General features: G+C 69.1%; 11 protein-coding genes. 7 read left to right on the top strand and 4 right to left on the bottom strand.

What is annotated here, in order from left to right:
- The first annotated feature begins 792 nt into the window (after positions 1-792).
- Together G6N49_RS01625 and G6N49_RS01620 are read left to right on the top strand one after the other, a co-directional pair.
- Positions 793-4782: a hypothetical protein gene (locus G6N49_RS01625; protein ID WP_235679478.1), complete on the top strand. Its 3990-nt coding sequence runs from the start codon at positions 793-795 to the stop codon at positions 4780-4782.
- Positions 4783-5248: 466 nt separating this feature from the next.
- The gene (locus G6N49_RS01620; protein ID WP_011561416.1) at positions 5249-6532 is read left to right on the top strand and encodes a hypothetical protein; all 1284 of its coding nucleotides are present in this window, start codon (positions 5249-5251) and stop codon (positions 6530-6532) included.
- A gap of 48 nt (positions 6533-6580) precedes the next feature.
- On the opposite strand, the gene G6N49_RS01615 is transcribed toward G6N49_RS01620, so the two are convergent.
- Entirely contained in the window at positions 6581-8455 is a 1875-nt protein-coding gene (locus G6N49_RS01615) for an ABC transporter family substrate-binding protein (RefSeq protein ID WP_011561417.1), read from the bottom strand.
- A gap of 31 nt (positions 8456-8486) precedes the next feature.
- On the bottom strand, positions 8487-10388 hold the full coding sequence (typA, locus tag G6N49_RS01610) for a translational GTPase TypA (RefSeq protein WP_011561418.1): 1902 nt from the start codon (positions 10386-10388) through the stop codon (positions 8487-8489).
- 147 nt (positions 10389-10535) lie between these two features.
- Here typA and G6N49_RS29155 point away from each other — a divergent pair, with 147 nt between their 5' ends.
- Both G6N49_RS29155 and G6N49_RS01605 read left to right on the top strand, forming a co-directional pair.
- Positions 10536-10703, top strand: a complete 168-nt coding sequence (locus G6N49_RS29155) for a hypothetical protein (protein ID WP_011561419.1) — start codon at positions 10536-10538, stop codon at positions 10701-10703.
- A gap of 89 nt (positions 10704-10792) precedes the next feature.
- Complete coding sequence (locus tag G6N49_RS01605; protein ID WP_041925138.1) at positions 10793-11065, top strand: hypothetical protein; 273 nt, start codon at positions 10793-10795, stop codon at positions 11063-11065.
- 7 nt (positions 11066-11072) lie between these two features.
- Here G6N49_RS01605 and G6N49_RS01600 read toward each other — a convergent pair whose 3' ends face one another.
- Entirely contained in the window at positions 11073-11471 is a 399-nt protein-coding gene (locus G6N49_RS01600) for a (deoxy)nucleoside triphosphate pyrophosphohydrolase (protein WP_011856646.1), read from the bottom strand.
- A gap of 27 nt (positions 11472-11498) precedes the next feature.
- Here G6N49_RS01600 and G6N49_RS01595 point away from each other — a divergent pair, with 27 nt between their 5' ends.
- A complete protein-coding gene (locus tag G6N49_RS01595; RefSeq protein ID WP_011856647.1) occupies positions 11499-11783 on the top strand; it encodes a 4a-hydroxytetrahydrobiopterin dehydratase in 285 nt (94 codons plus the stop codon).
- Here the strand turns inward: G6N49_RS01595 and G6N49_RS01590 are convergent.
- Positions 11728-13059, bottom strand: coding sequence for a mannosyltransferase (locus G6N49_RS01590; protein WP_011856648.1), 1332 nt, complete (start codon positions 13057-13059; stop codon positions 11728-11730). The genes G6N49_RS01595 and G6N49_RS01590 overlap by 56 nt on opposite strands.
- Before the next feature lie 69 nt (positions 13060-13128).
- On the opposite strand from G6N49_RS01590, the gene G6N49_RS01585 reads away from it, so the two are divergent.
- Both G6N49_RS01585 and G6N49_RS01580 read left to right on the top strand, forming a co-directional pair.
- On the top strand, positions 13129-13644 hold the full coding sequence (locus tag G6N49_RS01585) for a hypothetical protein (RefSeq protein WP_011561424.1): 516 nt from the start codon (positions 13129-13131) through the stop codon (positions 13642-13644).
- Positions 13645-13693: 49 nt separating this feature from the next.
- The gene (locus tag G6N49_RS01580; protein ID WP_011856649.1) at positions 13694-14722 is read left to right on the top strand and encodes an Rv1157c family protein; all 1029 of its coding nucleotides are present in this window, start codon (positions 13694-13696) and stop codon (positions 14720-14722) included.
- Positions 14723-14791: the final 69 nt, after the last annotated feature.

Raw genomic sequence — 14791 nt, 5'->3', positions numbered from 1 at the left:
GGGCGCGAACTTGGAGCTTCGACACGAGGCACATAGACCGAACCGACAGGATAAACCTCCCCCTCCGGGTGCCGCCATGCGAACGAAGCGCTGGACAGATACCCACTTTCGTCGGCGTCAAAACACGTCCGCTAGCAGCAGCATCACGAGTGGAATCGACGGCGGGTCGCGTCGCGTTACGCCCGTCGGCGTGCTTGCAGCACCCACCCCGTCGGGCCGGCCGGCGCCGCATCGGATCCGCCGCGGGGCCATGTCGCCAACTCCCCGGTAACCCGAGAATCAGCGAAGAGCTGCGGAAACGCCCACATCCGCGACGGACCCTTGCTGAAACGCCGCATTCGCGAGCGCTCCGGACCCACGCCTGGGATGCCGCACCGGAAGTGTGCATCAGAACACAGATTCGGCAACAGCGCCTGTCGGTCACACTGGCGCCACTGTACTGGTTAAACTTCCCCATTCAACGATCTCAGCAATCTTGGCGACCGCTGTTCACGTGGCGCGTTCCGTAGCATCCGGAGACGGCCCGGATCCCGTCGGAATTTGCCGTTCACGCCTTGATTTGCTTGCCATCACCGTCGAGGCTAATTCGCATCGCGAAGGGTCAGGCAAACGCTGTCCAGCTCCTTAGAAAACAGTCATAGAAAAAGGCGTAGATCGCTTTGTTACTTAGGTAGTTCTCAGGTATGTTTTGCTCCGTCGGGCTGTTTTTGACTCTGAGGGGATGTCATGGAAGTTGCTGTTCGGTCATACTTGACCGCCGGTGTGGCTGTTGTAGGCGCTACATCGATCGCGTTGGCTCCGGTCGAAGTGCTGCCGCCGGACTTCCAGATTCGTGGCGACCGGATGGTCGCGGTGCTCGAAGATGTCTCGCTGTCCTCACTGGCTGATCTGATCGCCGCCGCGCAGGCTGCGTGGGCGCCGGTCGGCGGTGCGGTGGACAGCGCCTCTCAGGCCGCCCAGGCCGCCATCGTCGGGCTGGGTGGGGCCCTCGAAGCGGCACTCGTGAGCGCCGTCGAAGAAGGCAACAACGCCTTCCAGGCGGTCGTCGAAGGGCTGCTCGACGGCGGCAGTGTGCTCGCGACCGCAATCGACAACGCGATCGCCAACTTCCCGTCGCCGCAGGCGTTCGTCGATGCCGTGGTGTCGGCCTTCGCCTCCGTCAACCTCGATCTCGCGGGCGTCATCGAGGTCGCGCTCGAGGCCGCCCTCGAACTGGGCATCGAGATCGACGCCGGCGCCATCGGCGAGGCGTTCCTCGAGGCCGGGGCCGCGCTGGAGGCCGCGTTCAACGCCGCCCTGGCCGCCTTCCCCACGCCCGAGGAGTTCGTCGCCGCATTCGAGGCCGCGCTCGGTGATGTGATCCCGGGCTTCAACGCCGTCGCCACGGCCGCGGTCGAGGCGTTCACCGAACTCTCGGCCGAACTCGCCGCCGCGATCGATGCGGGTATCGCCGCGGGCGTCACCGCATTCGACGCGTTCGTCGCAGGCCTGCTCGACGCCGGTGGTGAACTGGCCGCGGCGTTCAACGCCGCACTGGAAGCCTTCCCGACCCCCGAGGCGTTCATCGACGCCCTGGTGTCGGCCTTCGGCGCCATCGACGTCGACCTCGGGGCTGCCCTCGACGTCGCACTCGAGGCGCTCGTCAACCTGGGCATCGAGATCGACGCCGGCGCCATCGCCGACGCGTTCATCGAGGCCGGCGCCGATCTGGCGGCCGCCTTCGAGGGAGTCTTCGAGGGCTTCCCGACCCCGGCCGAGTTCTTCGCCGCCTTCAACGCCGCGATCGCGGGCGTCCTGCCCGGGCTCAACGCGTTCGCCGAAGCCGCCGCCGCATCGCTCACCGAGCTGTCGGGTGCGCTGGCCGCGGCCATCGACGCGGGCGCGGCTGCCGGCATCGAGGCGTTCGACGCGATCGTCACCGGCCTGCTGGACGCGGGTAGCGATCTGTCCGCCGCGTTCGCCGCGGCGATCGAGGCCTTCCCGACACCCGAGGCATTCCTCGACGCGCTGGTGAACGCGTTCGCCGCCATCGACGTCGACCTGGGTGCCGCGCTCGACGTCGCACTCGAGGCGCTCGTCGACATCGGCCTCGCACTCGACACCACGGCCATCGCCCAGGCTCTCATCGAGGCCGGCGCCGACCTGGCCGCCGTGTTCGAGGGTGCGATCGAGGGGTTCCCGACCCCGGCCGATTTCTTCGCCGCCTTCAACGCCGCCATCGCCGGACTCGTCCCGGGCTTCAACGCATTCGCCGAAGCCGCCGCCGAGGCGTTCACCGAACTGTCGGGTGCGCTGTCGGGCGCCCTGGAGGCCGGTTTCGCCGCGGGTCTGGACGCCTTCGAATCCGTCATCGCCGCGCTGCAGGACGCCGGGGGTGAGCTCGCCGCCGCGTTCGCCGCGGCGATCGAGGCCTTCCCGACGCCCGAGGCGTTCGTCGACGCCCTGGTGTCGGCCTTCGGCGCCATCGACGTCGACCTCGGCGCCGCGCTCGACGTCGCGCTCGAGGCGCTCGTCGAGCTCGGCATCGACCTGGACGCCGGTGCGATCGCCGACGCGCTCCTCGAGGCCGGGGCCGACTTCGCCGCACTGTTCAACGGTGTGCTGGAAGGCTTCCCGACTCCGGAAGAGTTCATCGCCGCCTTCAACGCCGCCCTCGAGGGCGTCGTCCCGGGCTTCGACGCGCTCGCCGCGGCCACCGCCGAGGTGATCGCCGATCTCTCGGGCGCCCTGACGACGGCGCTGGAGACCGGTTTCGCCGCCGGAGTGGAGGCGTTCGACGCCATCGTCGCGGGTCTGCTCGACGCGGGCAGTGAGCTCGCGGCGGCGTTCAACGCGGCCATCGAGGCCTTCCCGACGCCCGAGGCGTTCATCGACGCCCTCGTCACGGCCTTCGGGGCCATCGACGTCGACCTGGCCGGCGCCATCGACGCCGCGCTCGAGGTCTTCGTGGAGCTGGGGCTCAACCTGGACGCCACCGCGCTCGGCGAGGCCCTCGCCGAAGCGGGTGCGGAGCTGGCGGCGATCTTCGATGCCGCGCTCGAAGGCTTCCCGTCACCCGCGGAGTTCGTCGCCGCCTTCGAGGCGGCCCTGGAAGGTGTGATCCCGGGGCTGACCGCGCTGGCCGATGCCACCGGCACGGCGATCGCGAACTTCTCGAGCGCGCTGACGGCCGCGATCGAAGCCGGCATCGAGGCCGGCGAGACGGCCTTCGAGGCGGTCATTGCCGGACTGCAGGACGCGGGCGGCCAGCTGGCCGCGGCGTTCGAGGCCGCGCTGAGCGCGTTCCCGACGCCGGAGGCGTTCGTCGAGGCCCTCGTCAGCGCACTGGGTGCGATCGACGTCGACCTCGGCGCCTCCCTCGAGGCGGCGCTGGAGCTCATCGTCGACCTCGGCATCGACCTGGACGCGGGGCTCATCGCCGACGTGCTCCTCGATGCCGGAGCAGAACTGGCAGCTGCCTTCAACGCGGCGTTCGAGGGCTTCCCGACCCCGGCGGAGTTCGTCGCCGCGATCGAGGGCGCCATCGAGGCTTTCGCACCCGGCTTCAACGCGATCGCCGATGCGACTGCCGAGGCCATCGGCAACCTGTCGGCCGCGCTGACCGCCGCCATCCAGTCGGGCATCGACATCGGCGGCGCCGCGTTCAGTGGCTTCCTCGAGGCCCTGGTCGAGGGCGGTGGCACCCTGGCCGCCGCGTTCGAGGCCGCCCTGGAGAACCTGCCCAGCCCGGAGGTCTTCATCAGCGCCCTGATCGAGGCGTCCGCCTCGCTCGGACCGGTGCTGGCCGACCTCGGCGCCTCACTGCAGGCCGGCCTGGAAGCGGGCCTCGACCTGGGTGCCGCAGCGCTGGAGGGCTTCGCCGAGATCGGCGGAGAGATCTCCGCCGCGATCGGCGCGAGCCTGGAAGGCCTGCCGACGCCCGCCGAGTTCGTCGGCTCCTTCGCCGAAGCCGGTGCGCAGTTCGGTGCGGCGGCGGATGCCATCACCGAGATCGGTGTCGACGCGGTCAACAACTTCGCCGCGGCGGCCGACGCCGTCGTCGAAGCGTTCCGCGCCACGGCGGTGTCGGCCCTGGAGAACGGCAACGATGCGCTCCAGGCCATCGGCGCCGGTATCTACGCCGCGGTGAACGCGTTCGCCGAGGCCGCGAGTGACGTCAACATCGGCGGTGCCATCAGCGCCGCGATCAGTGGCGCCATCCGCGGGGCGCTGGGTGGTTTCGGTGGCAGCATCGGCGGTGAGCTCGGCGGCGGGATCAACACGCTGAGCGCCGGTACGGGTGAGGTCGCGTCGCCGGAGGTCACTTCGACCCGGATCGCGCCGGAGTCCCGGACGTTGTCGGTGGCCACGGCCCCCGTCGAAGAGAAGGCACCGGCCGCCGAGGCGAAGCTGCCTGAGGTGAAGGTCAACCCGGTGTTGCCGGCTCCTCCCGCGCCGGTGGCCGACCTGCAGAAGCAGATCCAGAAGGGTCAGGTGCAGCTGCGCGAGGCCTTCGACACCGCGGGCAAGCAGGTCAACGACGGTCTCAACCAGACCCGCAAGAACCTCGAGGGGGCCGCGGAGCAGACCCGCAAGAACCTCGAGGGGGCCGCGAACCAGACCCGCAAGAACCTCGAGGGAGCGGCGAACCAGACCCGCAAGAACCTCGACGGGGTCCGGAAGAACATCGAGAACGCTGTCGGCGGTAGCAAGAAGCCGGCCGGCGAGTCGACGAAGAAGGAATCGGCTGACACCTCCTCGAAGAAGAAGGAGTCCGCCAGCTCCAGCTCCGCCTCGGAGTAATCAGTAGCACCGACGCAGGCGGCCCCGGACATCAGTCCGGGGCCGCTCTGCGTTGTCACCGGTCGGTGTCTTTGCCGGTCGACGCGGAGGTTGCCGTCACACGGGACTGACATCGGACGAAGCCGCCCACTCCGCAAAGGTCCTGCCAGCTAATTAACGGCCGCGTCACCTGCGAAATCCGCGAGGTATACGTTCGTATAGCAAAACTCTTTGTTTGCTCAAACGAATTATAACGATCTTGAAATTGCCAGCTACTGACATATGACATGGACAGACACCATGTGGCCGCATCGATTCCAGCGTTGATCATGGCTCTACCTGCGTTTTACTTTGTTCTCCAACAGGCGTGCGGGTTCATCGCAAAGCCTTTGCGTCAGCGCAAGAAGTTTGCCAATTCATGATCATGTGATCTTACTGAGAGGTAAGTTGTGGAACGGAAAAGATTTACCTCGATGTAAGGAGACCCATGCAAATCGCAGCCCGTTCGTATCTCTCCGCCGGCGTGGCGCTGGTCGGAGCCGGAGCGATCGCGATCAGCCCGATTGCGCCGCCGTTGCCCGATGCGAAGGTGCCGACGCTGTCGACGATCGGCGTCGAGCTCAACGCCGCCGTCAACCCGATCCAGACCTGGATCGAGGTCTTCGGCCAGGCGGCGGAGAACCTCGCGGTGCTCGGGCAGACGGTGGCGCAAAACCCGGCACCGATTCTGCAGCAGGTGTTCGAGAATCAACTCGCGAACATCGAGACGCTGGCGCCGGCGCTCGAGGAGTTCTTCACCGGGGTCGTCGCCTCACTCGATCCGACCAACCCCGACGGAATCCCGGCAAATCTACGGGAGGCGTTCGAACTGATCGTCGGCGGTAACCCGGCCGAGGGGATCCCGGCGATCATGCAGGCCTTCCTGCAACCGATCCTCTTCCCGTCGCTCGCACTCCTGATGCCGGTACAGGGCATCATCACGCAGACGGCGCAGAACGTCCTCGACGTCGCCAATCAGGCGCTCACGGTTTTCGCGGTCGGCGCGATCGCAGTGCTCACCCCGGTGTTCAGCGGGTTCAATGCGGCCGGAGCCGCAGCACAGGCCGTGGTCGACGCCGCCAACGTCGGAGACATCGCGGGCGTGATCACCGCGGTGCTCGACATCCCGGGCGTCGTGGTCGGCGGTGTGCTGAACGGTTTCGGGTTCGACGGCGGGCTTCTCACCCCGGAATCCGGCACTGTCGCTGCGTTTTTGACCCTGCGCCAGATGATCGCCGACGCGCTCAAGCCCGATCTGCCGGCGTTGCGCGTCGCCGACGTCTCGTCGACGAAGACGGAGGCCACCGAGACGGTGACCCTGGACCTCACCGATTCGGGCGTGACTCCGGCCGCGTTCAAGACCGAGGTAGCCGGTGGCGAGGAGGCTCAGAGCCCGGGCGCCGAGCCGGGCGACGGTGTTCCCGTCGTGGACGAGAAGTCCGGCGATGAGGTCGTCGACGAGACGCCTGCCGAGGAGGCTCCCCAGGAGGAAGCGCCCGACGAGGATGCTCCCGAAGAAGAGGAAGCCCTCGACGAGGAGACGCTCGAGGACACGCTCGAGGAGGACGCATCCGAAGAGGAGACCGGAGGCGACGACACCACCGAGCAGGAACCGTCCGAAGAACAGAACGCGAACGATGACAACGCCAACGACGACAACGCGAACGACCCCGGTGAGAAGGAGACCGGAACCGAGAACACCGGCGGCGACGCCGGAGGCGCCGAGGCCTGATCCGACCACCAACGGGCCCTCACCCTTCGGGGTGGGGGCCCGTATGCGTCACTGCGGGGTTTTCACCCAACTGCCTGCATCGCCGACGATGCCGACCGGCACGGCCCCCGTGAGGCTCACGTTGCGCACGCTCGGCCCCGCCGCGACGATCGTGGTGTCCTGCAGGATCGGCAACACCGTCCACATGTTCCACAGCCGTGGCTCGACGGCGTCGATCACCTCGGCGATCGGTTCGCTGCCGTCGAGGGCCGCGTCGATCTTCGGCTGGATGCTGCGGTCACACACTCCGGTGATGTTGCTCGGCGCCTGCACCAGCGCGCCGGATTCCGGTGCGGGGCTGGGTGTGGTGGTGGGGGTGGCCGTCGGGGTGGCGGGAGCCGTCGTCGCCGGAGCCGCGGTCGTGGTCGGCCGCGACGATCCGGGCGGCGCCGCAGGCGCGGTCTGCACGGGCGTCGCCTCCAGCGCGGGACAGCCGTACCGGGAGGCCAGCGCGGTGGCCAGGTCTCCCCCGGCCTGGTGCCACCCCACGACGGCGTCGACCCGGTTCTCGGCCAGCGCCTCCCCGTAGAGCTTCACCGGATCCAGCGCCAGCACCGACGCCTCGATGCCGACACTGCGGAGTTGGTCGGCGGCGGTGTTCGCCACGGCGACCGACGTCGGATCGTTGGCGGCCACCCCGAGCACCAGGGTGAGCGGGGCACCGTCTTTCGAGAGGCGTCCGCGACTGTGGTCCGGTGCGGGAGCCCCCGGTGCGCCATCCCCCACCGGCGCCATCTGATAGCCCGCCTCGGCCAGTAGTTCGAGGGCCGCCTCGGTGCCCAGCGCGGGTGGGGCCGTCGGCACATACCCGGGATCGGACGGTGAGCGCACCTGCGCCTGGGCCAGGGTGACGGTGTTGTCGTCGCCGGCACCCACCGACGCCAGCAGGTCGACGTCGAGCAGGCCGAGGATCGCCCGGCGAACCGACGGATCGGCGAGTTTGGGCAGCTGACCGCGCAGCGTCACCTGCATGACCCGCGGCGTCACGATGCGGGCCGTGCGCACATCCGGGATCGCGCTCAGTTGCGCGAAGGTCGCTGCGCCGCCGTGCACCTGGGCGACCTGGGTGTCACCGTTGCGGATCGAGTCCGCCAGCGCCGCCGGGGCACCGCCGCGGCGGAACAGCACGAGGTCGGGTTTGGCGGGTGCACTCCAGTACCGGTCGTTGCGGGCCAGCAGGATCTCGTCACGCTGCGGATCGATGCTCTCCACCCGGAACTGTCCGCCCGTCACCGGCATCGCCTCGGCCAGACCCGCTCCGAAACCGCCGGGCACGTCCTTGACGATGTGCGCGGGCAGGATGTTGTTGAACAGCTCGCGCCACGCGGGGTAGGGCTGGGAGAACGTGACGACGACCTGCTTGGCGCCCTCGACGGACTGCACCCCGGTGATCAGGTCGTAGCCGGCGGGGTCCACGACGCCGGGCTGGCTGACCATCTGACGCCACAGATACCAGTAGTCGTCGGCGCCGATCGGCGCGTTGTCGGTCCACTGCGCCTCGGGCCGGATGTTGTAGGTGACGGTGAACGGGTTCTCGTTGGTCACCTCGGCCGATTCCAGCAGCGTCGGGTCCAGCTCCCACCGCGATCCGGTCGGCGTGTTCGGATCCGGGATCGGCCGGAACGAACTCGGCAGCACCAGGGCGGCGATCGCCGCGTTGACCGGCGACTGATCCGACAGCAGATGCGGGTTGAACCCCGGACCGATCGAATCGATCGCGACGATGATCTGGGTGGCCTTGGGCGCCGGCGGCGGGGTGGTCTGCGGCGTCTCGGTGCTCTGCGGTGCCGGCGGCGGGCTCACGGTGCACCCACCGAGCAGCAGTGCGACGGCAGAGACTAACGCCCCCAACGTCACGCGGTGGCGGCGGGGACGGGTCGGCACGCTCCTCAGAGTATCGACCGCTGAAGCTTGATCAGTTCCGCGCCTTCGCCCGCGAGCGCGCGCGGGCCCGCAGGGTGGCGTCGAGCTCGACCTTGCGCACCCGCACCACCTCGGGGGTGACCTCGACGCATTCGTCCTCGGCGCAGAACTCCATGGCCTGTTCGAGGCCGAGCTCGAGCGGACGGGCCAGCGTCTCCATCACGTCGGCGGTGGAACTGCGCATGTTGGTCAGCTTCTTCTCGCGGGTGACGTTGACGTCGAGGTCCTCGGCACGCGGGTTGATACCGACGACCTGTCCCTCGTAGGTGTCGTCGCCCGGCTCGACGAAGAACTGGCCACGGTCGGAGAGCTGAATCATCGCGAACGGCGTCACCGAGCCGCTGCGGTCCGACACCAGCGAGCCGGTGTGGCGGGCGCGGATCTCCCCCGCCCACGGGCGGTAGCCGTCGAACACCGCGTTGGCGATGCCGGTGCCGCGGGTCAACGTCAGGAAGTCGGTGCGGAAACCGATCAGGCCACGGCTCGGGACGATGAAGTCCATCCGCACCCAGCCCGCGGCATGGTTGGTCATCTCCTCCATGCGGCCCTTGCGGGCGGCCATCAGCTGGGTGATCGCGCCGACGAACTCCTCTGGGCAGTCGATCGTCAGGGCCTCGAACGGCTCGTGCAGCTTGCCGTCGATCGTGCGGGTGACCACCTGCGGTTTGCCGACGGTGAGCTCGAAGCCCTCGCGGCGCATCTGCTCGACGAGCACCGCGAGCGCCAGCTCGCCGCGGCCCTGCACCTCCCAGGCGTCGGGCCGGCCGATGTCGACGACCTTCAGCGACACGTTGCCGACCAGTTCGGAGTCCAACCGCGACTTCACCATTCGTGCGGTGAGCTTGTGACCGGACACCTTGCCTGCCAACGGTGAGGTGTTGGTGCCGATGGTGACCGAGATGGCGGGCTCGTCGACGGTGATGCGCGGCAGTGCGTGCGCATGGTCCGGATCGGCCAGCGTGTCGCCGATCATGATCTCGGGGATCCCGGCGACGGCCACGATGTCCCCGGCGACGGCTTCGTCGGTGGCGGTGCGCTCGACGCCCACGGTGACGAGCAGTTCGGTGATCTTGGCGTTGGTCACGACCGGGTGGCCGTCGACCTCACGCATCCAGGCCACCTGCTGACCCTTGCGGATGCGCCCCTTGTAGATACGGATCAGCGCGAGACGGCCGAGGAAGGCCGACGCGTCGAGGTTGGTCACCAACGCCTGCAGCGGCGCCTCCGGATCGCCCTGCGGCGGCGGGATGTGCTCGAGCAGGACGTCGAAGAGCGGGTCGAGGTTCTCCCCGTCGGGGTTCTCACCGTTCGCGGGTTCGGTGGTGCTCGCGATACCCGCGCGGCCGGAGGCGTAGAGGACCGGCAGACCGAGCGCCTCCTCGGCGGCCTTCTGCGCCTCGTCGTCGAGGTCGGAGGCGACGTCGAGCAGCAGATCGTGGCTCTCGGAGACCACCTCCGCGATCCGGGCGTCGGGGCGGTCGGTCTTGTTCACCACGAGGATGACGGGCAGGTGCGCGGCCAGTGCCTTGCGCAGCACGAAGCGGGTCTGCGGCAACGGCCCCTCGGAGGCGTCGACCAGCAGCAGCACGCCGTCGACCATGGACAGCCCGCGCTCGACCTCGCCGCCGAAGTCGGCGTGGCCCGGGGTGTCGATCACGTTGATGACGGTCATCGTGCCGTCGGGGTGATGCCGGTGCACCGCCGTGTTCTTGGCGAGGATGGTGATGCCTTTTTCCTTCTCCAGATCCCCGGAGTCCATCAGGCGTTCGACGGCATCGTCGCCGCGGTGACTCAGCGCACCGGACTGCCGCAGCATCGCATCGACCAGCGTCGTCTTGCCGTGGTCGACGTGGGCGACGATGGCGACATTGCGGAAGTCATTGGGTAAATCCACGTCGGTGATTGTCGCAGTGCGGTGACTCGATCGCGAAATGCACAGCCGGGCACGCGAGGGAGGCCACCGCGGCCCGATCGCGCCGTGGCAATGTAATGGCGCCCGAGCCCGCCCGTCCCCAGCCTCCGTCAGGATCCCGTCCGCACCGTGAAGTCCAGCAAGTTCGCCGAGCTCAAACCGAAGAAGAAGTGCTGCCGCAGCAAGCCGCGGTGCAAACGGTGCCCGCTGGTGGTGCACAAGGTGCTCAAGGCCGAGCACATGGGCATCCGGGGCAAGGAACTGGAGAAGGTGTACAAGCGGGCGCGCAAGGCCTGAGAGCGCCGTTGACCTGCCGCGACAGCGGTTCGGCGAGTACCGTTGGTGTCATCCGTCGAGATCCGTCGTACAGGCTTGGAGGTGCGATCATGGCGGTTTACGAGGCACTCACCGTCGCCTTGATCATCGTGTTGGCCATGGCCTCGATCGCCGCGCTCTACATTGGGTTGATGAACTGGGCCGGCGCCGCACACGTCGTGCGGTGCAGCACCTGTCATCACCTCACGGTGGCGTCGGCCCGACAGCCGCAGCAATCGTGCCCGCACTGCCGCCATCCGGTGTTGACGCATCCGCTGTATGCGGTACATCACGCGCGCGGCCCCGAACGCGTGCGGGTGATCGACGACCGCCTGCGGTACTGACCGCCCGCTATCCGGCGCCGTTGCGCAGCGCGTGACCGAGCGCCCCGAGCCAGGCCCGGTCCGCGGGAACCCACGGCAGGTCGTCGAGTTCGTGCACCGCGACCCAGCGCAGGGCGCGGTGGTCGATCGGCCGCAGGTCCCCGCCGAGGTGGGTGACCAAATACGCGCGCAGCACGGTCGTCGCGCTCAGGGCGATGTCGTCGCCGATTCGTGGACCCACCGCGACGTCGATGCCCAACTCCTCCTGCAACTCCCGCGTCAGCGCCGCCGAGTCGCTCTCCCCACGCGCGACCTTCCCGCCCGGGAGTTCCCACAACCCGGCCAGCTCGGGTGGCCGGTCGCGCTGCGCGACCAACAGTTGCGACCCGGTGATCAAGGCTCCGGCCACGACGATCTGCTCTGCCATCAGCGGTGACGGTATACCGTCGAAGGCATGGCTGTGTTGACCGACGATCAGGTGGACGCCGCACTGCCGGAGCTGGGCGGCTGGGAGCGGGCCGACGGGGTGCTGCGCCGCTCGGTGAAGTTCCCGGCGTTTCTCGACGGCATCGAAGCGGTGCGCCGGGTGGCTGAGCGCGCCGAGGCGAAAGACCACCATCCCGATATCGATATCCGTTGGCGGACAGTGACTTTCGTACTCGTCACACACTCAGAGGGCGGTATCACGGAGAAAGATCTGCAGATGGCTCGGGAGATCGACGAGATCCTCGACCGGTAGCGCCGGTAGTCGCCAGCCACGCCAGCGTCACCAGCGTGGCGACGATGTAGATCAACCCGGCCCAGGCCAGGTACCACGGCCGGCCGATCTCCCAGATCGTCGGCTGGGCGAAGCTGAGCAGCCACGGCACCCCGATCAGGGTCAGCGCCAACCAGCCCCAGCGCAGCGCCCGCGCGCCGGCCCGGCGCCGCAGCGGCCCGTGCCACAACCAGATCATCAGCGGCAGCACCCACACCCAGTGGTGGGTCCACGAGATCGGCGAGAGCAGCAGGCCGAACAGTTGGACGATGACGATGGCGCCCAAGCGATCCGCGCTGCCCCCGATCGCCCGCCACGCCAGTAGCGCGAGCACCGCGGTGACGAGGATCGCCGCCACGACCAGCGGACCGTAGCCGGCGTCGTGCCCGACGATCCGGGAGATGCCACCGCGCCAGGACTGGTTGAACGACGTGCCGATCGGGCCGACCCGGTCGGCGTCGCCGAGCAGGTCGGTGAAGTAGTACCGCGCCTGCGGACCGACCACGGCCACGGACACCGCCACGGTGCCGGCGAACACCACCGCCGAGAAGACCGCTGCCTTCCAGCGCCGCGCACCGACGAAGTACAGCCCCGACACCGCGGGGGTGAGTTTCACCCCGGCGGCGAGGCCGACCAGAAGTCCCGACCACCACCACCGCGAACTGTGCACCGCGGCCAGCACCGCCAGCACCAGCAGCACGTTGACCTGCCCGTAGTCGAAGGTGCTGCGCAACGGTTCGAGCCAGATGCCGATCGCGGTCCACAGCATGGCGGTCCTGCGGTCGCCGCCGTCGGCGAGTAACCGCTGGCTGAGGCGCACCACGCCGTACAACGCGGCAACGATGCCGATCTGCCAGGCGAAGGCGACGACCCCGAACGGCAGCAGGTGCAGCGGGTAGAAGAGCAGCGCGGCGAACGGCGGATAGGTGAAGGGCAGCGGGAAGTCCGGCGTCTGGTCGGCGTAGACGTAGTCGTAGAGCGTCCCCGGCGCGTCGAGCGCACCCGCTCCGCCGACGTAGACGTGCAGATCGACGAAGTTGGCGCCGTTGGCGGCGAGATAGGTCCACGCGAGCCGCGCGGCGATGCTCAGGACGAGCAGCACGGGCGCCGCCGCAGCCAGTCGGCCCGGCAGTCGGGTGGGGTTCGCCCCGTCGGCGGTGGCGGCGGGGGCGGCAGTGGAGTCGCTTATCGGCCCGACTCTACTGATCCGGTAACCGATTCCCGTCACCTCCGTAACGGTTGAATAAATGCCACACATGTCACTTGAGTAACACCAGTAACTGCGTAGCGTCGGTCGCAGACGTGCTGTCAACGGATTGGGAGATCCATGAAACTCACCAGAAAAACCCTCGTGACCAGCGTGATTGCTGCGGCTGGGGCGGTTCCGATCGTGCTGGCCCTCAGTGCGCCCGCCGCTGCCCAGCCGGCGGCCCCCGCACCGCCCGCGCCGGCCATTCCGTTCCTCGATCAGCTCGGCAACGCGCCGCAGTTGCTGCAGACCTTCGCCTCGGCCCTGACCGGCAGCGGGATGCCCGCCGCGGCACCCGCGGCACCCGCCGCGCCGGCCACCGCACCCGGTGCGACGGCGTCGATCACACTGCCGCAGACCCCGGCCCTGCCCGGTACCGCGTCGGCGCTGCCCGGCACGCCGGCCGCCACGTCACCGCTGCCCGGGGTGAACGTGCCGACCGGACTGGCCTCGCTGATGCCGGCGGGCTCACCGCTGACGAGCCTGCTGCCCGCGGCGACGCCGGCCGCACCGCCCGTCGGCGCACCGCCTGCGGGAGGACCGGCGGCCCCGGCGATGGCGCCGACGATCTTCCCGGTCTCGGCCCTGCCCTGATCACCGCTGTCGATCGTCTGTGCCCTGACCGAAACTCGCGAGGAGTGACATGTCACCGACTCGAACTCTGTTGACGACCGCGGCCGGGGTCGGCGCGTCCGTCGCACTGCTGTTCAGCAGTGCGATGGCCACCGCCGAACCCGCACCCGGGCTTCCGATCGACACGCTTCAGGCGCCCGGTCTGCCCGCGATGGAAAGCCTCGGTCCGGTCATCCAGCAGGCGGCGGCGGATCCGAACAACGCCGCCTCGATGCTGATGGCCGCAGCCGCCGTGTTCGCCGGAGATGCGGCGGCGCCCGCGTCGTCGCGCGATGTGGCCTCGGCGGTCAACCAGTTCGTGGCCGACCCGGCGGCGCATGTGCCCGCACCGGGTGCGGTGCCGGGGACACAGGCGCACCTACCGGCCGGGGTCAACCCGGCGCACGCGGTCGGACCGCTGCCCGCGGGCGCCACGCCGCCCGCACCGGGTCCCGAGGTGGCCGCCGCTCCGGTGGTCGATCCGGTCGCCGTCCCCGCGGCCGCACCGGCACCCGTCCCCGGGGCTCCGGTCGCCACGCCGGTGGCCGCTCCGGTTGCCGCTCCTGTTGCGGAGGCCGCCGGAGCGCTGCCCGGACCCGCGCCCGCGCCTGCGCCGGCCCCCACCCCGGGTCCGCCGGGATTCGGTCCGGACGCCCCGCCCACGCAGGACTTCATGTATCCGTCGATCAGCAACGGATGCCTGAAGGACGGCGGAAACGTCCTGGCGACCGCGATCTCGGTGGCCGGCCCGGCCAAGATCCCCGCACCAGGACCGGGACCCGGTCAGACGGCGTACGTGTTCACCGCGGTCGGCACGCCGGGACCTGCGGCCGAGCAGAAGCTCCCGCTGAACGTGACGTGGGTGAACCTGACCACCGGTAAGTCCGGCAGCGCGACGCTCAAACCGCGGTCGGACATCAACCCGGAGGGGCCGACGACGCTGACCGCCATCGTGGACACCGGATCGGGCAGCATCATGTCGACGATCTTCGGCCAGGTCACCACCACCGAGAAGCAGTGCCAGTTCATGCCGACCATCGGATCAACGGTCGTGCCCTGACGCTCAGACGACAAATCCCCGGTCGCGGTTGCGGCCGGGGATTTTTCGTTTGTGGGCTGGTGCGTCGAG

The organism is Mycolicibacterium monacense, from assembly GCF_010731575.1.
GTDB classification, from domain to species: domain Bacteria; phylum Actinomycetota; class Actinomycetes; order Mycobacteriales; family Mycobacteriaceae; genus Mycobacterium; species Mycobacterium monacense.
This window is presented reverse-complemented; position numbering and strand designations above follow the sequence as displayed.